The organism is Rhizobium sp. BK176 (genome assembly GCF_024808055.1).
The window spans coordinates 423754-444722 of record NZ_JANUBV010000001.1; the positions used below are offsets into that span (position 1 = coordinate 423754).

Annotated in this window: 26 protein-coding genes; 12 read left to right on the forward strand and 14 right to left on the reverse strand. The window is 58.3% G+C overall.

Going from position 1 to position 20969, the window contains the following annotated elements:
* Positions 1 to 12: 12 nt before the first annotated feature.
* A complete protein-coding gene (locus FHT76_RS02500; protein ID WP_259184101.1) occupies positions 13 to 1248 on the forward strand; it encodes a hypothetical protein in 1236 nt (411 codons plus the stop codon).
* A gap of 157 nt (positions 1249 to 1405) precedes the next feature.
* Here the strand turns inward: FHT76_RS02500 and FHT76_RS02505 are convergent, their stop codons facing one another.
* Positions 1406 to 1906 carry a hypothetical protein gene (locus FHT76_RS02505; RefSeq protein WP_259184102.1) on the reverse strand — a complete coding sequence of 167 codons (501 nt, stop codon included), beginning with the start codon at positions 1904 to 1906 and terminating at the stop codon, positions 1406 to 1408.
* 186 nt (positions 1907 to 2092) lie between these two features.
* Between FHT76_RS02505 and FHT76_RS02510 the strand changes: the two genes are divergently transcribed.
* Positions 2093 to 3253, forward strand: a complete 1161-nt coding sequence (locus FHT76_RS02510) for a hypothetical protein (RefSeq protein WP_259184103.1) — start codon at positions 2093 to 2095, stop codon at positions 3251 to 3253.
* A 26-nt stretch (positions 3254 to 3279) separates the two neighbouring features.
* Positions 3280 to 3567, forward strand: a complete 288-nt coding sequence (locus FHT76_RS02515) for a hypothetical protein (RefSeq protein ID WP_259184104.1) — start codon at positions 3280 to 3282, stop codon at positions 3565 to 3567.
* 192 nt (positions 3568 to 3759) lie between these two features.
* On the opposite strand, the gene FHT76_RS02520 is transcribed toward FHT76_RS02515, so the two are convergent.
* Positions 3760 to 3957, reverse strand: coding sequence for a hypothetical protein (locus FHT76_RS02520; protein ID WP_259184105.1), 198 nt, complete (start codon positions 3955 to 3957; stop codon positions 3760 to 3762).
* A gap of 162 nt (positions 3958 to 4119) precedes the next feature.
* On the opposite strand from FHT76_RS02520, the gene FHT76_RS02525 reads away from it, so the two are divergent.
* On the forward strand, positions 4120 to 4374 hold the full coding sequence (locus FHT76_RS02525) for a glycine zipper domain-containing protein (protein ID WP_259184106.1): 255 nt from the start codon (positions 4120 to 4122) through the stop codon (positions 4372 to 4374).
* Between the two features lie 71 nt (positions 4375 to 4445).
* Here FHT76_RS02525 and FHT76_RS02530 read toward each other — a convergent pair whose 3' ends face one another.
* Positions 4446 to 4904, reverse strand: a complete 459-nt coding sequence (locus tag FHT76_RS02530) for a hypothetical protein (RefSeq protein WP_259184107.1) — start codon at positions 4902 to 4904, stop codon at positions 4446 to 4448.
* Between the two features lie 330 nt (positions 4905 to 5234).
* Between FHT76_RS02530 and FHT76_RS02535 the strand changes: the two genes are divergently transcribed.
* Complete coding sequence (locus FHT76_RS02535; protein WP_259184108.1) at positions 5235 to 6218, forward strand: hypothetical protein; 984 nt, start codon at positions 5235 to 5237, stop codon at positions 6216 to 6218.
* 146 nt (positions 6219 to 6364) lie between these two features.
* Positions 6365 to 7297, forward strand: a complete 933-nt coding sequence (locus tag FHT76_RS02540; RefSeq protein ID WP_259184109.1) for a ring-cleaving dioxygenase — start codon at positions 6365 to 6367, stop codon at positions 7295 to 7297.
* 318 nt (positions 7298 to 7615) lie between these two features.
* Here the strand turns inward: FHT76_RS02540 and FHT76_RS02545 are convergent, their stop codons facing one another.
* Positions 7616 to 7738 carry a hypothetical protein gene (locus FHT76_RS02545; RefSeq protein ID WP_259184110.1) on the reverse strand — a complete coding sequence of 41 codons (123 nt, stop codon included), beginning with the start codon at positions 7736 to 7738 and terminating at the stop codon, positions 7616 to 7618.
* Here FHT76_RS02545 and FHT76_RS02550 point away from each other — a divergent pair.
* The 4 genes from FHT76_RS02550 to FHT76_RS02565 all read left to right on the forward strand — a co-directional run bounded on the left by FHT76_RS02550 (position 7730) and on the right by FHT76_RS02565 (position 10304).
* A complete protein-coding gene (locus FHT76_RS02550; RefSeq protein ID WP_259184111.1) occupies positions 7730 to 8116 on the forward strand; it encodes a hypothetical protein in 387 nt (128 codons plus the stop codon). The two genes, FHT76_RS02545 and FHT76_RS02550, sit on opposite strands and share 9 nt — an antisense overlap.
* Before the next feature lie 624 nt (positions 8117 to 8740).
* On the forward strand, positions 8741 to 9232 hold the full coding sequence (locus FHT76_RS02555) for a hypothetical protein (RefSeq protein WP_259184112.1): 492 nt from the start codon (positions 8741 to 8743) through the stop codon (positions 9230 to 9232).
* A gap of 148 nt (positions 9233 to 9380) precedes the next feature.
* On the forward strand, positions 9381 to 10025 hold the full coding sequence (locus FHT76_RS02560; protein WP_259184114.1) for a hypothetical protein: 645 nt from the start codon (positions 9381 to 9383) through the stop codon (positions 10023 to 10025).
* Between the two features lie 57 nt (positions 10026 to 10082).
* Positions 10083 to 10304, forward strand: a complete 222-nt coding sequence (locus tag FHT76_RS02565) for a hypothetical protein (protein WP_259184115.1) — start codon at positions 10083 to 10085, stop codon at positions 10302 to 10304.
* Positions 10305 to 10357: 53 nt separating this feature from the next.
* Here the strand turns inward: FHT76_RS02565 and FHT76_RS02570 are convergent, their stop codons facing one another.
* The 3 genes from FHT76_RS02570 to FHT76_RS02580 form a co-directional block, all read right to left on the reverse strand.
* Complete coding sequence (locus FHT76_RS02570) at positions 10358 to 11851, reverse strand: acyl-CoA dehydrogenase family protein (RefSeq protein WP_259184116.1); 1494 nt, start codon at positions 11849 to 11851, stop codon at positions 10358 to 10360.
* Between the two features lie 463 nt (positions 11852 to 12314).
* Positions 12315 to 12563 carry a hypothetical protein gene (locus FHT76_RS02575; RefSeq protein WP_259184117.1) on the reverse strand — a complete coding sequence of 83 codons (249 nt, stop codon included), beginning with the start codon at positions 12561 to 12563 and terminating at the stop codon, positions 12315 to 12317.
* An 87-nt stretch (positions 12564 to 12650) separates the two neighbouring features.
* Entirely contained in the window at positions 12651 to 13427 is a 777-nt protein-coding gene (locus FHT76_RS02580; protein WP_259184118.1) for a hypothetical protein, read from the reverse strand.
* 189 nt (positions 13428 to 13616) lie between these two features.
* Between FHT76_RS02580 and FHT76_RS02585 the strand changes: the two genes are divergently transcribed.
* Complete coding sequence (locus FHT76_RS02585) at positions 13617 to 13850, forward strand: hypothetical protein (RefSeq protein WP_259184119.1); 234 nt, start codon at positions 13617 to 13619, stop codon at positions 13848 to 13850.
* A gap of 22 nt (positions 13851 to 13872) precedes the next feature.
* Here FHT76_RS02585 and FHT76_RS02590 read toward each other — a convergent pair whose 3' ends face one another.
* From FHT76_RS02590 to FHT76_RS02605, 4 genes are all read right to left on the reverse strand, one after another.
* Positions 13873 to 14271, reverse strand: coding sequence for a helix-turn-helix domain-containing protein (locus tag FHT76_RS02590; protein ID WP_259184120.1), 399 nt, complete (start codon positions 14269 to 14271; stop codon positions 13873 to 13875).
* A 202-nt stretch (positions 14272 to 14473) separates the two neighbouring features.
* Entirely contained in the window at positions 14474 to 15334 is an 861-nt protein-coding gene (locus FHT76_RS02595) for a hypothetical protein (RefSeq protein ID WP_259184121.1), read from the reverse strand.
* Between the two features lie 183 nt (positions 15335 to 15517).
* Positions 15518 to 17524 carry an RNA polymerase sigma factor RpoD gene (gene rpoD / locus FHT76_RS02600; protein ID WP_259184122.1) on the reverse strand — a complete coding sequence of 669 codons (2007 nt, stop codon included), beginning with the start codon at positions 17522 to 17524 and terminating at the stop codon, positions 15518 to 15520.
* Positions 17525 to 17726: 202 nt separating this feature from the next.
* Positions 17727 to 18440, reverse strand: coding sequence for a hypothetical protein (locus tag FHT76_RS02605; RefSeq protein WP_259184123.1), 714 nt, complete (start codon positions 18438 to 18440; stop codon positions 17727 to 17729).
* Between the two features lie 142 nt (positions 18441 to 18582).
* On the opposite strand from FHT76_RS02605, the gene flaF reads away from it, so the two are divergent.
* Positions 18583 to 18930 (forward strand): flagellar biosynthesis regulator FlaF, encoded by a 348-nt coding sequence (gene flaF / locus FHT76_RS02610; RefSeq protein ID WP_259184124.1) that lies wholly within the window; start codon positions 18583 to 18585, stop codon positions 18928 to 18930.
* Here flaF and FHT76_RS02615 read toward each other — a convergent pair.
* The 3 genes from FHT76_RS02615 to FHT76_RS02625 all read right to left on the reverse strand — a co-directional run bounded on the left by FHT76_RS02615 (position 18927) and on the right by FHT76_RS02625 (position 20961).
* Positions 18927 to 19301, reverse strand: a complete 375-nt coding sequence (locus tag FHT76_RS02615) for a hypothetical protein (protein WP_259184125.1) — start codon at positions 19299 to 19301, stop codon at positions 18927 to 18929. The genes flaF and FHT76_RS02615 overlap by 4 nt on opposite strands.
* Positions 19298 to 19663: a hypothetical protein gene (locus tag FHT76_RS02620; RefSeq protein WP_259184126.1), complete on the reverse strand. Its 366-nt coding sequence runs from the start codon at positions 19661 to 19663 to the stop codon at positions 19298 to 19300. Before FHT76_RS02620 ends, FHT76_RS02615 begins: the two co-directional genes overlap by 4 nt.
* Positions 19664 to 19824: 161 nt before the next feature.
* The gene (locus FHT76_RS02625; protein ID WP_259184127.1) at positions 19825 to 20961 is read right to left on the reverse strand and encodes a hypothetical protein; all 1137 of its coding nucleotides are present in this window, start codon (positions 20959 to 20961) and stop codon (positions 19825 to 19827) included.
* Positions 20962 to 20969: the final 8 nt, after the last annotated feature.

A 20969-nucleotide genomic window follows, 5' to 3' on the forward strand; every position in this document is an offset into this window, starting at 1 on the left:
GGAACCTTGCCGATGAACTCCGATTCACTTCCCGAAAATCTCGTCATGATGGGCGGCTTCTCAGGCGGAGACAAAGACCTCGCAAAGGAGTTCGCGCAGTCTGCCCTGAGCCTTGTGGATTGGTCGGTCCTTCCGGTCAAGGAAAAGGCAGCCCTCGCGCTCGCCGCCCTTGCCAGCGCCTCTGAAGACAGCGTCGAAAAGCTGGTGGCACATTACAACGTCACCCTCCTGAAACATAGAAATCCAGACGGTTCGACGGCGCTCGTCATCCGCAACCCCTGGTGCATCATCGAGCGCGGCGTACACATCGACACGGCTCTCCAACTTCTGAAATGGAAGGAACTCAGGGCAGGCGCACGAATCGGCCGCTTCACCTCGTTCGGCGATTGGGCGACCGTCGGAGAAATGGCCGTGGTCGGCGACAACGTCAAATTCGAAGAACACACCGTGGTTCCGGACAAGTTCGACGTGAGTTCCCCGCACCCCAGGCGGGCCGGTTTCCTCGCCAAGGTCAACAATGCCCTCTATGGCCCGAAAGACCTCGAAACGATCCTCACCGACGACCAGAAGCGGAGATTCCGCAACGTGCGCGTCCAAAACGCCCTCGACCTCGTCGACCTCGTGAGCGAATCCCTGACCGACGACATGGACGACCGAACTGTCATCGATGTCACGTTCGACATCACCAACGCCTACTTCTTCGAAAATTCGGCGTTCGACACAGGCGACGACAGAGAGCGATTCAGCGTCTTCGAACGACACCTCGTCCGACACTTCAATCCCGACGGCACTACTGCGGTCGTCACCAGATCGGGCTTCGGCGGCCTCGGCGATGAAGTCACCGTCGATGGACATGCGTTCGTCGGTAATTGGGCCGAGATCGGCGGAGCCTCCGAGATCGCGAAGGGTTGCCAGACACCGAGCCACATCACGGCGAATGACATCTCCATCGGATGGGAAGTCGACCGAAAAGTCGCGACCAACGACCTACAGGACCTGATGCGCCGCCCGTTTCTTATCGCCTCTGCCAAGATCGATTTCCTGAATGGCATCCCTGCTGAGGAAGCGGACATTCCTTCGGAACTCTCGGTCAAGAACCCACAGGAACAGCCTGATTGGTCCGGACTGAGGCACAAGGTTAAGCAGCCTCCTTTTGCCGTTTCCGCAAAGCCTCTGACCACGGTCGACGGCGCTCCCTTTGAACCTGGAAAATGGAGTTCGAGCCGTCGGCGCGGTTTTGAGCCTTGATTGATATCGACACTCTGTCCTCGGCGGTGTTCGGCAGCTCTCATGAGAGAGCCACTTCCGTAACAATCGCCAACGGCACGAGCGGTGGCGCTCCCTCACTCATCGATCCTGTTTCCCCCATTCAACAGAACGAATGGACTACGATCATGGTCCGCGATCACGTCCTTTCAAGGTCACGCACCGCCCACATCGTCGCCAGTTCTTTCGCCAGATGGACACTCAAGAATTCCGGCCCGAACTCCTTGGGTTCGATCTGGAAACGTTCGGTAGCCGAACCGCTCGCCACCCAGTCCGAACGATAACCCTCTTGTTCATGGCGATATCCGAATGCGTGGACATTGGTCCACCGCGCGAAGGATGTCGCCTGGGGGCCGACGGAAACGACCCAGACGCGTTCACCTTCGAACGCGGCCGCGCCAAGGACTGACCAGTCCGCAGGGATGGACGACAGGTCGAGTTCCGCGTAAAACGTGGCGTTGGCGTCCTTTCCCCCGACCCACTTGAGTTTCCGCACATCCAGTTCCTGGGCAGCCGCATTGACAGCCTTCTTGTATTCTGCCGCCAGAAGCTCGTTCCGGCGAGAGCCGATGCCCGCAAGAAGGACATCGTATCGTGTCCGGTCGTGGATCGCGGCGAGGGAAGGGGAGGCGATGGACATTGCAGCTCCGTCAGGTCGTGAATTCGGTTTTGTCTATCGAAGGATGCACGTTAAATCAAGACCCCATTCGCCACGCCTCCTCCGGCTTGTTGCAAGCGGTAGCCAGGAGTATTGTGCGCCAACTACGGGTGTGTCCGGCAGTCGCGGCCGACAATCTCCCTCCATCATAGAAAACGGAAATGCCCCATGATTATCGACGTGCCATTTGAGTATTCTGTCAGCGGGATCGAGCCGCGTTGCCGCAATCCCTCTGGCAGCACCGGCTATGATCAAGTGCGCGTAAACATCCGCGACATCCACGAGAGCGATGCTCCGGTGGCCCTCGAACTTCTGGACGAAGACGGAGGTCCCGCGGAGACTTTCCGCCATTTCGAAGGCGGCTTCTGGATCAGGAACTCCCGCGACGAGGATGTGGATTTCGGCAAGCAACATATCATGCTGATGGGCTACTGGCCGATGAGGAAGAAACTCGATCCTGGCTACCACGAGAACCGACGTAATTTCAAAGCCTACACGCAGGCCGAAGCCGAGCGCGACAACGCCAAGGCTGTCAAAGGCCTCAGCCTCATCGGCATCCTGCGATACAACACGACGTCCAAAAACCTATGGTATATGGTCGACAACGACCTCCAGCCTCGTGAGCCTTTCTACCAGAGACCAGACGGCATCATTGACTGCGCTGTTGTCGATGGCACGATCGGGTACCGAGAAGTCACCAAAAACGACATCAACGAAAAGCGCCAGAAAACCGTAGAATACGCTCAGTCGAGCGTGATCGCGATCGACGGCGAGCTCTGGCACCGCGCGCCTGTTCCGATGATCTACGCGACCGACAAGGCCATCCACTGGGCTTTCGACGGAACACTCAACGGCAAGGAACTCAGCTCGGATCGTTATTCATACATGAACGACAAGGCCGACATGATGACCGTCGGTGCCTACAAGATGGCGATGACCGAGTACGACACGATCCCCGACCACTTTCCCGACGCTATCGAGAAGCAGCGGGTCAAGTTCCATATCCGCTACATCGACCAGGCATTTTTCGAGAAACCCGACCTCAAGCCACTGATCGTCAAGGACATCGAAGCGTCAATGTCCGAGTGCGACCTGCACCGCGACAGCGCGTCGTACATCCACAAGTGGCTTCAATTGCGCGACCTCGTCAGGCCCGTGAGGAAATCCCTCGACAGCCAGTCCGAAGAGTTCCTCGACATGGCCGCCGACCTGATGCTCGAGCTCGATGCCATGGCGGGAAGGAACAGGTTTCCGGGAGCGACGATGTGGGTCAACCGTCAGGTCGATCTGGGAGGACCGAGCGCCCCAGAAAACAAGCCGCATCTCTAATACGACCATTCACAAGGATGACCCGAATGACCCAGATCGACCTCACACTGAAGCAAGTGGACAACGACAACTGCCGCGTCTACTTCAAAAGCCCCGGCGAGCGCCTATACTGCTTCCAGCTCGAGAACCGCGGCCAGTTCGACATGTTCGAATGCACCGACGAGGGCGAACCCCTTTGCCATGTCGACATGTCGAAGTTCGAGACGCCCTTCGTCGAAGGCGTGGACAGCAAGATCAGGATCGCCCGCGAGTTCAACGAATGGCTCGGCGATCTCGTGCTCGATCACGGGCATACGGCCGGCATTTCCTTGTAAATTGGTTGATTTTGGGGATTGATTTCGGGAACTCGCAGGCGTATCCGGGCGCTGTCTCCCAAGACGATGCGATCGGGCAAGTCCCGAAGCGGACCACCGCTCCAGACCAGGAAAATGGAGCGTCGCGCCGACGGATTTCTGCGAGGAAGTTCGTCGGCCACTCCTCATCGGACATTCTTGCCCGCCGACTTCCTACTTCCGCTTTCCCTTGATTGCCCTGACGGCCAGGAGGATGACCACGGCGGGCGCGACGATCACATAGGTCAGCCAGGTTTCCTTCCGCCCGCCACTGAGCGAAAGCAGTCCCAGGACTTCCTTCGCCAAATAGAGGACGCTGATCGCGGTCCACACCAGCAACACTACACCGATCACCAACACATAACCCATCATCAACTCCCCGGATTTCGAAGTCCGCCATTCTAGCCTTTGGACAATGATTCAGAGTGCCATGGCGCGGCCAACGATGGAATAATTAAAGACGTCAATTGACCGGCCACATTGAAACCAATATCGGAGTCATTCATTATCCTGTTGAAACTAAAGGAGACTGACATGAAGAAAATTCTGGCCATCATCTGCGTCGGAGCGTCGCTCGCCGCCTGCACGGCCACCGAACGCGGTGCCGGCCTTGGTGCCGCCGGCGGTGCCATCATTGGCGGCGCTCTCTCCGGCAACGTTCGCGGCGCAGCCGTCGGCGCGGCAATCGGCGGAGCCGGCGGCGCGATTATCGGCAATGCGTCCGAGCGCGAACCCGACCGCTGCTATTACCGCGACCGCTACGGCAACCGCTACCTCGACTACTGCTGATCCCAAGACGTCAACCCACAAGGAAACGGCCGCTTCGAAGCGGCCGTTTTTCGTTTCACCTCTCGGTGCGCTCAGCGCAACGGCGACGGCTCGCCGAGGTCCGCCTTCGCTTCCAGGTGGGCAAGCGCGGCGATGACCTCGTCTGCGAAGACACCGGGGGCGTAGTCCGCGGCCTGGATGGTCCGATGGACCCGCGGCGAATTCCCTCTCGAAAGACGGACCAGGACGATATTGTCTGTGTCTTTCTTGATCGCCACGCCGTAGGCGAATGCATCTCCGATGCAAGCGATGCCGATGATGGTGTTGCCTTCAGACTGTGGAACGGCAAAATCAGGGAACTTCGCCGGATCGCTGACCCACTCAAGGAAAGCCGCCGCCCTGGCGTTCAACGTCATTGAGATGCGTACGACCGTCCTTGCGAATTCATGCGCGACAAGCTCGACACGCTTAGGCGACCGAGAGCGCACCAGAGTTAGAAACCTGTTCCTGCTGTAGTCTTCCATCCATTTCACCGCAGTAATATCCGACATGTCCTCTCGCTCTCCGTTCGACAGTCCCGATTGTCGGGGTTTCGCCGGTTAAATCAAGACCTCGCGAGATCATGACCCGGATTGCCAACCAGCCGACATTCGAAGCCGACCGTTGCTAGACCAATCGCGTTTCGCGGTGGTCGTCATGCGCGTCGATCTTGCAAGTTGGACAAGGCTCCAGATCGGACACTCGAGGCTGCCGTCGACCACAGCCTTTCTGAAGTGAAGGTCCACGCGTGAGACGCAGCGGACTGCGGATTAACCGAAAATCGCCACCCGACTCACGCTGACTGATGTTATATCCGTAGCCCGACATCGAAGGGAGAACCCATGCACACCATCGGCATCCTCGTTTTCGGAACGCTCCTCCTGTCGGCGGCGGCCGCGGCGGCCGAATGCGACTTCGGCGGGGCGACGACCGGTATGTGCCATGCATCGATCACGATTCAGAACCAGGTCAACTCCAACGGCAATTCCTCTGCCGATATCGTGATCAAGAGTTCGGCCGAATGCTCGAAAGTCAGCTATCGAAACGGCGATCTCACGGAGACATCCTTCGTCAGAAACGGGACGAGCATCGAAAGCATTTCTTCGACTACGCCCATCAGTCCAACCGACATGGTTGTCACTTCCTGCCAGGCTTTTGGCCCCCACAATGCTGAAACAACAGACGCACCACAAGAAACAGCATCCGACAATCCTCCAGAGCCAAAGGATGGAACTCTTACAGGGCGGTGGAACAGCAATCACTATTGGTATTGGGATTTGTGGGAAGAAGACGGAAAGATCATCGGAACCCAAGTGATCCAACTGGATAAGACACCGACGTACGCTTACATGACCGGAACGCATAAGGGGAAAACGCTGACCCTGAAAATCATCAGCCCCACTCTCGAGAAGTTGCGCACGCAATTCGGCGTGACAACCGAACGAGATCGCGTCGTAAACCAGAACACCATCCAGAACTACAATGGCAACGTCACCATGACCCGCCAGAGAGAGCAAGACTTGGACCGCACAGTCAGTTCGCTGTCCGGGCACTGGACGACCCTTAAAGCCGATCTTTCTTACTCTCTGACCGACAACAACGGTGTCATCAAGGGGACAGGGTCATCAAGCGGCTCGTGGCCTGATTTCGTCGGCGATCCCAAAGCAGACGCTAAGGTCGATCTCATTGTCGATGGAAGCAGGAAGGCAAACGAAGTGGTTCTCAACGTGAGGGACAAGAGCGGTAAGGTTACCTCTGCCCGCTACAACATGCGAAACGACCATTCTTTCTGGAAGGACGGCACCCTCGTGATGATCCGCCAATAGTAGCTACTCGGCCGCTCTCGGCCTGGAGCGGCGGCTCGTCGTTCACATTTACAATACAATCAGTTCTCGTTGTTCACTCTACCTGCCGCAGGGGTAGGGTGCCATATTTCACGTCAGGCCGCAGGTCGGCAAAACGAGGAACGACAATGCTCAACCAGATCAGCGGACTGCACCATGTCACGTCGATGGCAAAGGACCCGAACGAGAACAACGCCTTTTTCACCAAAGCGATGGGCCTGCGTCGCGTCAAGAAGACCGTGAACTTCGACTCTCCGGACACCTACCACCTGTACTACGGGGACGAAAACGGCAGCCCCGGGACGATCATTACCTACTTCCCGTTCGCCCATATCGCCCGTGGCAAGAGCGGGAGCGGGGAGGTGGGTACGACCGCCTTCTCGGTCCCTACGGGCGCTCTCGACTTCTGGTCCAACCGACTGCCTGGCTTCGGCGCGACAGACGTCAAAAAGATCGAGGGGTTCGGAGAAAAGCGCCTGACGTTCGCAGGCCCCGACGGCGACGGTTTTGCACTCGTCGAAGTGGCTGACGACCATCGCGCACCGTGGCGTCACGACGGCATCGACCCAGATCACGCCGTTCGCGGCTTCCACTCCGTGTCCATGCGGCTGCGCGATATCGGTGCGACTTCCGAACTGCTCCGCTTCATGGGCTACGAGGAGGTCGACAGAAAGGAGGGCATTACGAGACTGGCGGTTCCAGGCGGCAACGGTGCGGGGATTATCGATCTGGAGGCCAAGCCACTGCTCGAGGCCGCGAGGCTCGGGGCAGGCTCCGTCCACCACGTCGCTTTTGCCGTCGAAAACAGGGCGAAACAGCTGGAGGTCCGCAAGGCGCTGATGGACACCGGTTATCAGGTCACGCCCGTCATCGACCGCGACTACTTCTGGGCGATCTACTTCCGCACGCCGGGCGGCGTCCTGTTCGAGGTCGCCACCAACGAGCCTGGTTTCGACCGCGACGAAGACACGGCCCATCTCGGCGAGGCGCTCAAGCTACCCGAGCAGCATTCCGGTCTGCGCGCCGAAATCGAGCGCTACCTGCCGCCGATCGTCGACTAACCGCTCAATGGAGTAGGGGCCGCGCTTGCGGTCCTTCCATGCCCGAAGGTTCGCATCACAGTTCCCTTGTCGACCGAATTCGTGGCCGAATGCGCGTTTTGCTCTTTGCGCGCCACCATGCCTAAATCTCCCACACAAGAGGAGATCATGATGACCGAAACAGAACAGTATTACCGCTTCGTCGGTGCCCCGGAGAAGCAAAACCACCTCTGACCCGTCATTGGCAAGCCTGCCAAAGGCGAAGACAAACAGGTCGCGTGGGGTGCCTCGGAAAAAGAGGCCATTAACATAGCCGCAGGCCTCCAGGCTGAAGCGATACTACGCCACTCCACGAACGTTCGCGCATTCCTTAACAAGGCAAAGGGCTACTTCCTCACCCGCGTCGAAGAGCAGATCGGCCGGATTGTCGACACCACCCTCGAAGTCGAGCGAGTGATCCATAGAAAATCCGCTCACAAATTGATCGACCGCGAGGTCGCCAACACGATCTCCGGCAAGATCATCTACGAGACGGTCCAGGGACATCATTTCCACCATGGTATCAGCGAAGGCCAGCTGACGATCGAGGACGCCGCCCAGGCGATCGTCGCCATCGCCTCGGCACCGAAGACGCTACCGGATGACGCCCCGGCCTTCATCGCCGAAGCCGTCGACGAGAAGCGGATGTTCGCGCAGCAGGGCAACATGCTCCTCGAACTCTATCGGCTTATTCAGAGCAAAGCGGACGATCGATACGGAAACGCAGACCTTGCCGAAGACGACGCTGACGTCCTGATCAGCTCGTTTTTCCGCGAAATGCCATGGATTCACCATGCCTAAGCCGAACGCCTGAACGAGAAGGCCGAAAGCTATTTGGACTGGCGAGCGCCACATCTACTCGAAAAGGCCAATAAGAACGCCGCTTCGCCCGCAGGGGTAACCGCCTGACCGGTAGACGCATCGAACGTCAGCAGGTATCGTCACATCGCCACTCAACGGCCGCCACATGCGGCCGTTATGATTTCAGCGACCTTGGACCGCTGTCAGGCAGGTCGAACTGCATACTTCGACCGACGGTTTCGGCAGATCGATTCAGGACCGGCATCACGACGATTTTCCCGGAGCCGCAGGCGACCATTGTTTTCAAAGCTTCGATATCGCCACGACCCCACTGATGAGGTCGTTTGGAGTGCTGGATTTCGTAAATCATCGCTCAGCGTCCAACAGTCAAACGGTCGAGCGGTCGAGCGGTCGAGCGGTCGCTACGACTTGCGGCAACGGCTGTCAAACAAAACCGGACATCTAGGCCTCAAGATACACGGGGACCGCGGCCGGCCGTCAACAAGATCGCATAAGCTTAATTATGGAACTAATAGCTAAGTGACTGTTGCAAAAGAGATATTTGACAACAGACCGTCATCGTTCTATCAAACTCTCTGTCGAAACAGTCGGAGCGATGACGTCATGGCGATCATCCACCTCAACAGCGCGAAACTCCCGCCGGAACTCATAGGCCACGCGTGTGTCGATCGGCGTTCGCTGCCGAGGTTCTTTCCAACGATCTGGCAATCCCGCAAGCTTGGCAACGGAAAACTGTCAAAGTTCAATCTCCGAAAGCTCCGGTCCATCGATCGCTTTCACGACTACGGCGAAGAGATCATCGGGATCAGCATGGACAAGCTGATCGCCGCGCAGTCCTGGGATCAGGTCGCCGATGCGGCGACGGGCTTCTTCGCGCATCTCGTCAACGAGGCGCGGTCCACGCGGACCGACCTCAACGGCATATTGCAAGCGGTCGTCGACTACCTCGTCGATCTCGCCGGATGGGCAGCCGAAGATGACGGGGCCGATGCATCCAGCCAGGCAAGAATCTTCCTTCATCGCTTCTGCGATCTCCACGGACCATCCAGAACCAACCGGGTTCGAAACAATCGGAAACCAAGGAAAGCGGAGTAGGGCGCTGACCCCTGCCCCATCTCGTCACCATGCGACGTCTTTGTTTTTGGTTAACCTTCCATCCGTGTGACGTCTCTAATTAAGTTGCGACGTTCGCCTGGCTTTGCTATTGGGCAGGCTGAATTTTTGCTGTTTGCGAGGCGAGAACATGACCATCACCTATCCGGATGCCGCGTCTGCCAACCTTGCGTCCGTGCGGAACGGCATTTCCCGGGTGGCCATGGCCTGCGTCGGCTCGCTTCTGGTCGTCGCGCAGGCACACTCCCACGAGACGCGCGACGGCGGCGACGGCCGCGTCGTCATCGCCGCAGACGTCACGGAAGCGAAACTCGACCGCGACCGCCGTTCCGCGCAGCTGCAGGTCTCGTTCGGGAAGTCGCTCACCGGAGAGGTCGGCAGGACATGGTCCAACGGGCTGGTCATCAACTGCTCGGACGGAAACAACACCGTGTTCGCCAACGGGGCCGGCGAGTTTTCCTTCCGTCTCGGCCATGTCGACAAGCCGATGGGTCCAAACGTCACCCTCTATACCGAAACCGGGGCGGTCAAGCCGTCGAACCTGCGTGGTCTGGCCACAAGCACCGACGCCTTCAACGTCTGGAGCGGCGTCGACCGCGAGGAACTCTCGTCCATCCTCGACGGCCTCGCGAACGGGGAAATGATCTATTTCCGGATCGAGGAACCGAAGACGGGGATCAAGTCCGTGGCGATCTCGCTCGACAACTACGAAGGCTTCAACAACTTCTCCGCCTTCCGAAGCGCCTGCCGCAAAATCTGGAGCGCCGGCAGCTAGGCCTCAAATCCCACTGCGCCGCAGATGACCACCTTCGCTTGTCCGCCGGAATTTGACATGCGAACGGACCAATCCGACACGGTCCGTCGTCTCTCTGAGACAAAGTGGCGCACCCTTGACGGAAGAGTTGGTGCCATTCGGTTCGCGGACAGCCGTGGCACCCAGAACACAGGCTACACCGACTACCTGACAATCGGCTTCGATGACGGTTCGGAATACTGCGGAGAAAAAAGCGAAATGGTCCCCGCCCACGGCGAAGCCCGCGCAGCCACTGCCTGACAGACACCTTGGAAGCGGGGTAGGCTGTCCCTACCCACTTTTCAGGCCTTCGGTCAGACGAAACCTTTGACCGACATGAAGGTCTGGTCGAAATTCGGCTTCCGGATACTTCCGTTCGCCGACGCGAGGAAATCCTCGATCAACTGTGGTAGATGTTCTCCACCCCTCCCCTGCTCCTCTACCTTGTCCAAGATGAGCGCAAGTCGCCTCGATAGGTAGTCGACGGTCCCCTTGGCCGCCTCGTCACGACGACAGACACCGATGGCAAACGAAAGCGCTATCGCCCAGCCGCGATACACCTCGCGGTCAGCGCCATTCGCATGGTCACCCCTTACCTTGACCAATGTCTTCGCATAGAGGTCGGCGGCGTCGATCTGGCCGAATGCGACTTCCATCGAAACCGACGTAGCCTTGGAAGAAAAGATGCGGTCGAGGTGGGCCAAGAGAACTTCGGTAGGCCCTTCGAAAATCTTCATGATGCGCGCGTCGCGATACATTCTCCCGACGAGGACGTCTTCCTCGTATCCTCGTCCTCCGAGGAGCTGGAGGGCCTCGTTGGCGATTTCATTCGCCCATTCCGAACAAATGACCTTCGCGACCGTGGCCATGTATTCGGCCAGCGGCGCATCCTGAGGCGCGGCTTCGGCAAAGCGAAGGATTTTCTTCATGCATTCGATGCGTTGAACCATGTCCCCGATCTGCTTTTGGACAAAGGGATTGCCGACCAGGAACTGTGTCCCGATCTTCCGCTGGGAAACATACAGGGAAACGACCTGCGTAGCCCTGAGCGCGACGCCGAGCGACATCGCCGCAACACCCAAACGCCCTTTGTTCATCGAGTTCTTGGCGACATTGTACCCGTTGCCATGACCCGACAAACACCTATCGAACGGAACCTCCACGTCTTCGAATTTCAACGTGTTCTGGACGATGCCGCGCAAGCCCATCGTCTTGTGTTCATGCTGGACCGAGAAGCCCGGGGACTTCGTATCCACGAGAAATGCCGAAACCCTGTTGCCCTGGTCCGGCACCTTGGCAAAACACACCACGTTCTCTGCCCACGCGCCAAGACCGATCCAGATTTTGGTTCCATTGATCCGATATCCGGTTTCCGTCTTCACAGCCGTTGCCGAGATATAGCGAGGGGCAGACCCCGCACCGTGTTCGGTTAGAGCAAACGCGCACAATGCCTCCCCCGAAGCCGTCCGTCGGAGAATTTCGTCCTTGCCGATCAAATCCACGGCGTTTTCGAGACACGGAGTGGACAGGAAGTTATGGATGACCATCGCCGAAGCCACGGAGGCGTCGAACGTCGCGGCGGCCGTGATGACCGCGTTTGCCTCGCTGATGGCGAGCTCGGCCCCGCCGTGTTCTTTCGTTCCGCAGAGACCGAAGGCCTTCGCTTTTGCCAAACTGTCCAGAAGGCCTGGAGGCAGTATTCGCACTTCGTCTGCCGATAAAAAGTCGGAGCCAGCAAGAATGCCGATTACGTCCTCGCGGACCTGCTCGAAATCTGACGAAGTCTTCGCTTTCTCGTTTGCTATCATTGCTGTCTTTACTTCTCGGTTGGACACATACATCAACGCTATACTTTGATTTACTTGCAACCAAGCATTAGTTATTGTGCCGGTGACTATCGCAGTCGACGGGCGAATTCCAGCAAAAAAATAATTCAAGACGTCGTTCTTCGGCGACCTCGGCTTCGTTCGCCGACCTTGACGCGTCTTTCATCGAGATGGATTGAAGCAACCACGGTCGCCAAAACCGGCTCAGAGACCAGTCTCACCGAGTCTAAAGAACGCGATGTGGGGGATATTCCATGGGTCGATTTTTTCGCGCGGTTTGGAAGTGCATCTACTTGGCACTCGCAACCTACTGGACGGTCGCCTTTGCGTACGGCCTCGTCCTCGCAGGATTCCGCGCCTGCGGGATCGGTTCATGTCCCGACCTCCCGATCTACCACAGCCGCATCCTGAACTTCCTGCTGGCGCTTTTTCCCGATCAGACTCCCTATGCCCTCCTGATCGCGATCGGCCGCGGAACCTTGTGGTTGCCTAACCTTCTTATATCCCTACACCTAGATGCGACGTCGATGACCAGACGCTTGATGGTGTCCCGATCGAGCCTCGCGATGGCAGACCCAAGCTGGCGATGCACAGCGAGAAGATCGGACCGGTTCACATCTTCGAGAAATTCACCGACCTTGATCCCGAGCCGGCCCGCCAGCTCTTTGTAGGTCATCGTCACTTCTTTCGTCATCCACGCCTTCCAACTAGTCGCCATGTGGCGGCAAGCTTACATAAAGGTGTCCCGGGTCAACATCGGGTGACGTCTATGTCCCGGGGATTACAAAGCGGGTCTCGACTGCGTATGCGCCCGTATCTTCGCCGCGTAGCTCGTCGAAACCTCGAACTCCTCGGGTGTGCGGATGGCGAAAGGCGTCCGCTGTTGGATTGTCGCCCAAGCCCCGTGCGGTTCCCCGTCGCCGTCGAACTCGACCTTGAACGCACCTTTGAGGCGCGTTGCCCCGTCGAAATCAAACGTGACGTCATGTCTTAGTACCAGACCTCCGACATGGTTCTCGACCGACCAGCTTCCGGTTGGATTCGCCGATCGAGCCGACCCGATTTCCATGTTGTCGAGCGCCCATTCCGCGATCTCTCGCATCTGCGGCGTTGCCATAACCTCTGGGACCCGGATCGTGTTCAACTCGTGGATCGACCGGATGGACGAAATCATACCGAAATCCGGCTGTGTTCCCATGCGTTCGATAGACGTCGGCCTGTTCATGTGGAGATCGGCCTTGCTCGCGAAATTCCAGGCGATCGCATCCGCCTTGACCGGAAACCCAGTGTGATCGAGAAGCAGGGAGAAGTAGCCGCGCTTCTCGCCCCTGCCCATCCTGTCCCAGTAAGTCATCTCGCGGTACATCAGCACCTGTCCGTCAAGATTGCTTCGGAACCATCCGCCCTTCGGCAAATAGGCGACGCGAGGTTTGAACTCGAAGTTCGACAAGGCCCATCCGGCGAGCTTCTCGCAGTCGGCGGTTGGTATCCAATCGAGACCCGTGCCTTTGGTGCCGACTATCCTCGCAGCGATTTTGCTCAAAAAGCCATTTGTCATCTGAATTCCCGTTCGCATTTCTGCGACCACATAGCGCCACACCGCAGCAACCGACAAATTTTCTGAGTGAACCCAGACAACAAGAAGGTCGATGCCAGACATTGCCGAGACCGCATGACGCACCTCAAGGCGCTTGATAGACGTTCCATATGCCCCCATATGAACGGCGCAAACCAAAAGAGGGTGACAATGTCGTATGTCGACGAGAGGCTAGCCGAGATTCGCGCGACCATGCACCCCGACGATTCATCCTTCCTGCCGCCGAAGGCCAAATACGTGCGCACTCGAACAAAACGAGCGCGTAAAGTCGATCCTGTCATTCCGGCGATTGTCACACTTGGATCGGAGCCAACTCCGCTCGAGCGGTTCGATGCCTTGGCGGGGCAACTCCGTCAAGAAGACGAGGAACTGACCGAACTTTAGGTCACTCCATCCGAAATCCCTATCAGATTCCGGCCCTTTTCAAAAGATACTGGTAGGATTGCGTCAACGTCGGCCGAAACCCTAATTCGCTCTCCAGTCGAGCGGAAAGCGAGATGACCGACTGAACCAAACCACTGATTTCTTCATGTGAGACACCGCTGTCGCGCAAATCCTCGGCGACCCTATTTGCGTTGGCGAGCGTCGCCGCAGACCCTGGGCTCGAGGCGGGGTTCCGATCCTCGTAGGTTGGATCGAGCGTCGACACCGGTATCCCGAGCGCAGCTGCGATCGCCGGCAGATAGTGCGGACTATCGACCTTCCCCTTTTCGATCCGTCCGATGTACTGCTGATTGACGCCGGAAAGCTTCGCCAGCTTGGCCTGACTGAGATTTGCCGCTGACCTCGCAGTGCGAAGATTCATGGCGAGCTCGGGGAGTTTTTCCACATGACCTCCGTCGGATATGAACACTCTGTTGCTATCATACGTGTTGAAACGTCAACACCATTCATGTCAGCAAAGACCTAGCTTGTCCTAGCTCTTGATCGACAACGTCGGCAGCCGTCGTCCCGAAGTCTGTTTGCGTCCGGCTGGGCCTCCCCAACGGCAACCAACGACGGCAGCGTCAACTCACGAAAGATGGCTGTTTGGCGGGTTTGATCCCGACCTCGAGGGCAACGCCCAGATCGGCCGCTATGGCCATACCGTCCAACCGAACTCGATGGTTCTCCCGAACGAGCCAGCCGGCCTTTTCAAAATGTCCGTGCATGACCTTGGCATCCTCGGACGTCAGTTGGTTGGCGAGATAGAACTCGAGACCACGTCTGGCCATTTCCATTGCTGCAACCTGATAGAGCGCGATGCCGATACGCTGACCGCTGTTGTCGGAAAACAAACCACGGACGTTCAGCGCCTCTCCCTTGGTGTTCACGTAACCGATTTTTGGCTTGTCGAGGTTGTAGACCCTGAAGTCGTCATAGGCCTTCTTGGCGTTTTTGAACCACCTGGTCGAAGCCATTTCCGATTTCAGGAACAGTTCGAACTCTGCCAGCGACTGAAGGTGATCCATATTCTTGCCCGGCCACGAGACCAGGAAAGTCAATCTGTGTGCGATCCTGCGCAGTGTCTCGATACTCAGTTCTTCGAGCGCCTGCTCGACAGTGTCTTCGGGAAACAACGATACATGGCCGCCCAACGTTGCGGCATAATGCAAAACAGTCGGGCAAAAGCTTTCGAACACGTGACTTGGGACGTTCTCGACGAGGATGTAGCCGACCTTGATATCCCCGATGTAGGCACCGATTTCATCGAGCTTGTAGCAGCGGTTGGTCCCGGGAACGTATTCCTCGTAGACGAAACGCAATGGTTCGCCCCGCTTCGTCTGGAGACCGTAGTCCAGCTCGGTTCTGGCACCGCCTATCTGCAAACCTCTCAACAACATCACCCCGCCCGATCCGTCCGCCGACTTTACCTGCGGACCGCGCAACCGAAAACTCCTCCGACAGTAGACTGAAGATGTTCCCGAGCGGGAACATCTTCAGTCTTTTCCGGGGACGCCACGTTGAATGTTCCCGAACGGGAACACAAACCGACCACCATAGAAAAGACCAGCGAAGGCGTGCCTTCGCTGGTCCAGGTTTCTCCAGACACAACCAAGTCCCGACCTCGCTTATGCGGCGTCGAGGAACGTCCTCAGAGCGCGGCTGCGGCTGGGGTGCTTGAGCTTGCGCAGCGCCTTGGCTTCGATCTGGCGGATGCGTTCTCGGGTCACCGAGAACTGCACGCCGACTTCTTCCAGCGTGTGATCCGAATTCATGCCGATGCCGAAGCGCATGCGCAGGACACGCTCTTCGCGCGGCGTAAGCGTCGCAAGGATTCTCGTCGTCGCGGAGCGCAGGTGCGACAGTACGGTGGCGTCCATCGGAGACACGGCGTTCTTGTCCTCGATGAAGTCTCCCATGCTCGAGTCGCCTTCGTCGTCACCCACCGGGGTTTCGAGCGAGATCGGCTCCTTGGCGATCTTCATGGTCTTCTGGACCTTGTCGAGCGCCATGCCGAGCTTTTCGGCCACTTCTTCCGGCGTCGGCTCGCGACCGGTGTCGTTCAGAATCTGGCGCGACGTGCGGACGATCTTGTTGATCGTCTCGATCATGTGGACCGGAATGCGGATCGTGCGGGCCTGGTCGGCGATCGAGCGCGTGATCGCCTGCCTGATCCACCATGTCGCGTAGGTCGAGAACTTGTAGCCGCGGCGGTATTCGAATTTGTCGACCGCCTTCATCAGGCCGATGTTGCCTTCCTGGATCAGGTCGAGGAACTGAAGGCCGCGGTTTGTGTACTTCTTGGCGATGGAGATAACGAGGCGCAGGTTCGCTTCGACCATCTCCTTTTTCGCCACGCGGTTCTCGACTTCGCCCTTCTTGATCAGAGCGACGATACGTCGGAACTCGCCGATCGAGATGCCGGTGTCGGCCGCCAGCGCAGTAATACCGGCGCGGAGCGTATTGATTTCCTTGCTGCCCTTTTCGACAAAGTTCTTCCAGCGCCCCGGAAGCGTCGAACAGTAGTCGACCCAATCGGGATCGAGTTCGCGGCCGGCATAGTTCTGGAGGAAGTCGTCGCGGCGGACACCGTAGGATTCGGCCAGCCGCAGGAGCTTGCCTTCGTTCTGGGTCAACTTCTTCGAGATGTCGTCGATCTGCTCGAGAAGAGCCTCGATGCGCTTCGGGTGGAGCGACAGCGATTTGACGGCGGCGATCAGATCGGCGCGGTACATCGCCATCAATTCCTCGTCGTCGGCGTCCCGGCGCGCCTTCTCCTGAAGACCGCTCATCTGCGCGTAGGTCTCGGCGATGGTGTTCAGGGTCGCGGTCACCTGAGGCAGCAGCTCGGTTTCCATGGCGAGGATCGACAGCGACGAGTCGTCATCCTCGATCTCTTCGACCACCGGAGCTTCGCCGCCGACATTGGTGATGTCGTCTTCCGCCTGCCTCGCACGACGGGCGCGCTCCTTGTCCTCGGCGGCCTTCCGCTCGAGTTCGATCTGTTCGGCGCTCTTGAACTCAGGCGCTGCTTTGGCTTCCGGACCCGAATAGGTCGCTTCGAGGTCGATGACATCGCGAAGCAGGGTCGTCCCCTGCGCGAGCTCGTCGCGCCAGATGATGATGGCCTGGAAGGTCAACGGGCTTTCGCAAAGCCCCGCCAGCATCGTCTCCTTGCCGGACTCGATACGCTTGGCGATGGCGATTTCGCCCTGGCGGGTCAGAAGTTCGACATTGCCCATCTCGCGCAGGTAAAGGCGAACGGGATCGTCGGTGCGGTCGCTGGTTTCCTTTTTCTTCTTCGTGGCGAGAACCGCCTTCGAGCCGGCGACGACCACTTCTCCGTCGGAGTCGTCAGCGTCGTCGTCATCGTTCTCGATCGCCTCTTCGTCTGCGTCTTCGTCCTCGACGACGTTGATGCCCATGTCTGACAGCATCGTCATCAGGTCTTCAATACCCTCGGACGACATGCCGCCCGCGGTCGTTAGCGCGTTGATCTGCCCCATCGTGGCGAAGCCGCGCTTCTTGGCCGACTTGATGAAACCCTTCACGAGGGCTTCGGTGTCGAGCAACGGACGATCACCGTCCGAAGAATTGCCGTCGTCGATTTCCATTTCAGCAGAGATGCCCGCCATCGATTAAATCCTTCCATGTCCGCTGAGGTCCCGGAATCGCATATAGAGCTTGAATGCTTCAAAAAGAAGTACTCGAGACCGAAGACCACCCAAAGGTTAACTCTTGACGCAATCATGCGTCGGTTTAAGTCAAACCGCGCGCCGCGATCCTGCCCGAGTCACCTCATTCAGGATCGCACACTCGCGCGATATGGTTACTTTTTCATGAACGCTGACCGTTCAGCATCTTGCTGACGGCCCTGAACCTGTCGCCGCAGACGTCCTTGAGATTAATCAGGTCATCCAGCGACTTTTCGATATCGCCCTCGCGGACCCACTCGCGCACAGGCCGCAGGTCCGTGCCCAGCCGCAGGCTGGACGCGCCTGCATCGAGAAGCTTCTCGGCGATGCGGCGGCTGTGGGTCGCGACGACCAGGCCGAGGCACTTCTCCGGCATGTCGTTGGCGAAGTTCGATAGGAACTGGCCGATGGCGTTGTGGTACCCCTCCCCGACCCCGATATCCGGTTCGTCCAGCATCAGGTAGTGGAAATTCGTCCGGTTCTTCGAGGTCGAGACCGACGTCTGCATGACCTTGATCGAGACGTTGCCCGTGCTGTCGATGTTCTCGTCGCCGAACATGAACGCCTTGGCGACACCGGAGGTCGTACGCCGCCCCATGCCGATATCCATGACCTCGAGGGCGATCTTGTCCTCTTTCGCGAAATTTCGGCCGAGCTGGTTGATAAGCATGAACGCGAGGCTTTTGCCAGATGCGTTCTCCCCCGTCACGACCATAACGTCACGGCGCGTGCCTTCCTCGAGGAGGGACGGGATGATCTCGGTCGCCTCGTCCTTGAATTCCTCCAAGGCGGAGAAATCCTCCCACACATCGACGGGAGCGAGGTTCGACGGCTTTTCCACGGCGTTCACTTCCATAATTTCGGTTTCACATTGCCAATTGACGGCTTCATACAGATTCGCGAACAGGAAATCAACGGAGTCTAGCAATTCTTCTTGACCCGCCTCACCGGAGTCTTTAATTGACTTTCAACGTTGAACGGACGGAAAGGACGACGGCATGTACCAGTTCGCTTATGCAGAGGCCATGGAATATTCCGTATCCAACTCCAAGAGCCGCGAACGCGAGGCCTTCGACAAGTCGATCTCCCTCCTGACGGCCGCAGCCAACCAGAAGCGCTACTCGCGCATCGCCATCGAGGCGATCACCTACACCAGACAGCTCTGGAGCGCGCTCATCGACGACCTCAGCTCGCCGGACAACCAGTTGACCGAACAGGTCCGCGCCAACCTGATCTCCATCGGTATCTGGATTTTCGGCGAGATGGATAAAATCCGCAAACAGGTGTCCGCCAACTTCCAGGGCATCATCGACATCATGACGACCATCCGCAACGGCCTCGCTTAAAAGCTCGCCATCCTTTCGCGTAGTGACTTCGCGAATGCGGCCGCATCGCCGGCCGCAATGCCGCGCCTGCGCAGAAGAATGGAAGCAACCGGCTCGTCGATCACAATGTCGACAGTCGTATGCGCCGGAGTCGGAGCCGTGACGAGAAGGTTGGCGTAGGCGGCGTGCAGCACGTCGGTCATCTCGTAGCAGCGGTAGCCGGTCCTCGTATTGCCAAAGCTCAACACGCCATGGAACCTCTCCGGGAGCGCGTCCAGCCCCGCTTCCAGCGCCATGTCAAGACGGCCGTCCGCAATCGGCATGGGAACCCCCGGGTTGCCCAGCCGCCACGAGCAGGCGAGGAATTCGGCGAACTCGTAGATTTCCCTCATGCGCCGGCCTCTTCCCGAGAGGCACGCATCTTCTCCCACAGTTTCAGGGCTTTGAGATAGCGCTTGATCGGACCAATGGCCGAGCTGCCGTAGTTCCTGTCCAGCTTTCCTCCAACAGAGTGGGCAACGACGAAGTTGACGCGGGCGTCTCCGAGAAAGTGGATGGCAGCCTGCCATCCCTCGCCTTTCCACATGGCGCGATATGTTCCGCCATCCGTCATTGACAGCATCGGCCGTACGAGACGCTGGCCGACCACCAACGATGCCAGATCGGCAGCTGACCTCCCCGAAGGCTCTACCTCCTCCTCTTTTGCATCCTGCCCGAGTTCGGTAATTCGATCAACGAGGTCTTGCCTCCCCATGCGCCGACACCGTTCTTGCAAACGGCCTTCCGCCAATCCCGATACGCTCACTTACTGGACCCCGCGCACAAGCCTTCAGGACCCAAACCATTCTCCGGGACAACCGGCATGTCAACTCCGAGCCGCCGAAGCAAAGTCCGCCAGCCAAGACGAGAGTTCGTCTACAGACCACCCGACGGCCGCTTGACGGCCTGTGACCTTATGGGCAGGTCGATGGACCTCTCCTCCGCCGCACGCATCGCCTTCTTGAGGTAGACCTGCTCTGGATGGTTGACCTCGCGGTCGACCTCGTAGTGATCGAGATACTCTCTGCCCGCACGCTCTATGACATCCATCGCCCGTTCGGACGGCATTTCCGCCAAGGCCTCCGACAGATCGCAATACAGCCGCATCTTTCTGGTGTCGGAGACGGGAAGGAACGTCTCCCTGTCCTGGGCGACGACGACCAGAAACTGACGCAGCTTGACGGCGCAGTCGGCCACCCGCGCGTTTTCTGGCTCGAGGAAATAGTCTCCCGACAGCGTCGGCTGCTTGCGGAGATTGAACTCGTTCAGCATATCCTTGGTTCGCCGGTTGGTGGCGTTCTGGCGTCTCGACCGACCGAGAGCCTCCTTGAACATGTGAAGCGGATAGGTGTCCGCTATCTGCATATGCCAGTACATCCTGGCCGCGGTTTCCGACGTGTCCGTCGGCGGCCGATTGACGATCCGCAAAACCTCCCCCGAATAGCCGACGACGCGATCGAGTGCCTCGTTGTGAAAGTCGAACGTCGCCATTCTCTGGACAATCATCGGCTCGATGCAACGTTGATAGACGATGCCGTCGACCAGGAGGATGTCCTTCGCCGCCTCCTCCACCAATTGGACATGCTTCGCACGATCGGTGAAGTCCACGGTTTGGAAATAAGACGATGGTCCGAAGAACTTCCGCCCGGTCAGCTCCACCTTCGGGAACCCTGACGAATGCGTTCCCGCTTCGACGGAATCGGAGAATTCGCCGATGGCTATCGGCTGTCCGTCCGCACCCTCCAAGACCTCCGACCGACGCAGCGGCCGCCAATATGCGCCGGCAAAATACCGTACATGCTCGCGCTCGGCACCAGGAAGGATCGTCCATCCGCTTTTCTGAGAGAGGCCTTTCGGCGGTGTGTCGTCCCATTCCGCTACCACTGGCGCTTCCTCGGCCGAACGAACTTCGAGATCGACGGCCACCTTCTCCTGAAACGGCAGGGTCGAGTTCAGCCTGTTGCCTTCTTTGCGGCCTGTAGCCTTGTAGCGGATCGGAATCTCGAAAATCATACTGCGTT

What these genes read in the sequence shown, in the direction of transcription:
- FHT76_RS02500 (WP_259184101.1), top strand. Translation starts at nt 13, where the DNA reads ATGAACTCCGATTCACTTCCCGAAAATCTCGTCATGATGGGCGGCTTC.
- FHT76_RS02505 (WP_259184102.1), bottom strand. Translation starts at nt 1,906, where the DNA reads ATGTCCATCGCCTCCCCTTCCCTCGCCGCGATCCACGACCGGACACGA.
- FHT76_RS02510 (WP_259184103.1), top strand. Translation starts at nt 2,093, where the DNA reads ATGATTATCGACGTGCCATTTGAGTATTCTGTCAGCGGGATCGAGCCG.
- FHT76_RS02515 (WP_259184104.1), top strand. Translation starts at nt 3,280, where the DNA reads ATGACCCAGATCGACCTCACACTGAAGCAAGTGGACAACGACAACTGC.
- FHT76_RS02520 (WP_259184105.1), bottom strand. Translation starts at nt 3,957, where the DNA reads ATGATGGGTTATGTGTTGGTGATCGGTGTAGTGTTGCTGGTGTGGACC.
- FHT76_RS02525 (WP_259184106.1), top strand. Translation starts at nt 4,120, where the DNA reads ATGAAGAAAATTCTGGCCATCATCTGCGTCGGAGCGTCGCTCGCCGCC.
- FHT76_RS02530 (WP_259184107.1), bottom strand. Translation starts at nt 4,904, where the DNA reads ATGTCGGATATTACTGCGGTGAAATGGATGGAAGACTACAGCAGGAAC.
- FHT76_RS02535 (WP_259184108.1), top strand. Translation starts at nt 5,235, where the DNA reads ATGCACACCATCGGCATCCTCGTTTTCGGAACGCTCCTCCTGTCGGCG.
- FHT76_RS02540 (WP_259184109.1), top strand. Translation starts at nt 6,365, where the DNA reads ATGCTCAACCAGATCAGCGGACTGCACCATGTCACGTCGATGGCAAAG.
- FHT76_RS02545 (WP_259184110.1), bottom strand. Translation starts at nt 7,738, where the DNA reads ATGGATCACTCGCTCGACTTCGAGGGTGGTGTCGACAATCCGGCCGAT.
- FHT76_RS02555 (WP_259184112.1), top strand. Translation starts at nt 8,741, where the DNA reads ATGGCGATCATCCACCTCAACAGCGCGAAACTCCCGCCGGAACTCATA.
- FHT76_RS02560 (WP_259184114.1), top strand. Translation starts at nt 9,381, where the DNA reads ATGACCATCACCTATCCGGATGCCGCGTCTGCCAACCTTGCGTCCGTG.
- FHT76_RS02565 (WP_259184115.1), top strand. Translation starts at nt 10,083, where the DNA reads ATGCGAACGGACCAATCCGACACGGTCCGTCGTCTCTCTGAGACAAAG.
- FHT76_RS02570 (WP_259184116.1), bottom strand. Translation starts at nt 11,851, where the DNA reads ATGATAGCAAACGAGAAAGCGAAGACTTCGTCAGATTTCGAGCAGGTC.
- FHT76_RS02575 (WP_259184117.1), bottom strand. Translation starts at nt 12,563, where the DNA reads ATGACGAAAGAAGTGACGATGACCTACAAAGAGCTGGCGGGCCGGCTC.
- FHT76_RS02580 (WP_259184118.1), bottom strand. Translation starts at nt 13,427, where the DNA reads ATGACAAATGGCTTTTTGAGCAAAATCGCTGCGAGGATAGTCGGCACC.
- FHT76_RS02585 (WP_259184119.1), top strand. Translation starts at nt 13,617, where the DNA reads ATGTCGTATGTCGACGAGAGGCTAGCCGAGATTCGCGCGACCATGCAC.
- FHT76_RS02590 (WP_259184120.1), bottom strand. Translation starts at nt 14,271, where the DNA reads ATGAATCTTCGCACTGCGAGGTCAGCGGCAAATCTCAGTCAGGCCAAG.
- rpoD (WP_259184122.1), bottom strand. Translation starts at nt 17,524, where the DNA reads ATGGCGGGCATCTCTGCTGAAATGGAAATCGACGACGGCAATTCTTCG.
- FHT76_RS02605 (WP_259184123.1), bottom strand. Translation starts at nt 18,440, where the DNA reads ATGGAAGTGAACGCCGTGGAAAAGCCGTCGAACCTCGCTCCCGTCGAT.
- flaF (WP_259184124.1), top strand. Translation starts at nt 18,583, where the DNA reads ATGTACCAGTTCGCTTATGCAGAGGCCATGGAATATTCCGTATCCAAC.
- FHT76_RS02615 (WP_259184125.1), bottom strand. Translation starts at nt 19,301, where the DNA reads ATGAGGGAAATCTACGAGTTCGCCGAATTCCTCGCCTGCTCGTGGCGG.
- FHT76_RS02620 (WP_259184126.1), bottom strand. Translation starts at nt 19,663, where the DNA reads ATGGGGAGGCAAGACCTCGTTGATCGAATTACCGAACTCGGGCAGGAT.
- FHT76_RS02625 (WP_259184127.1), bottom strand. Translation starts at nt 20,961, where the DNA reads ATGATTTTCGAGATTCCGATCCGCTACAAGGCTACAGGCCGCAAAGAA.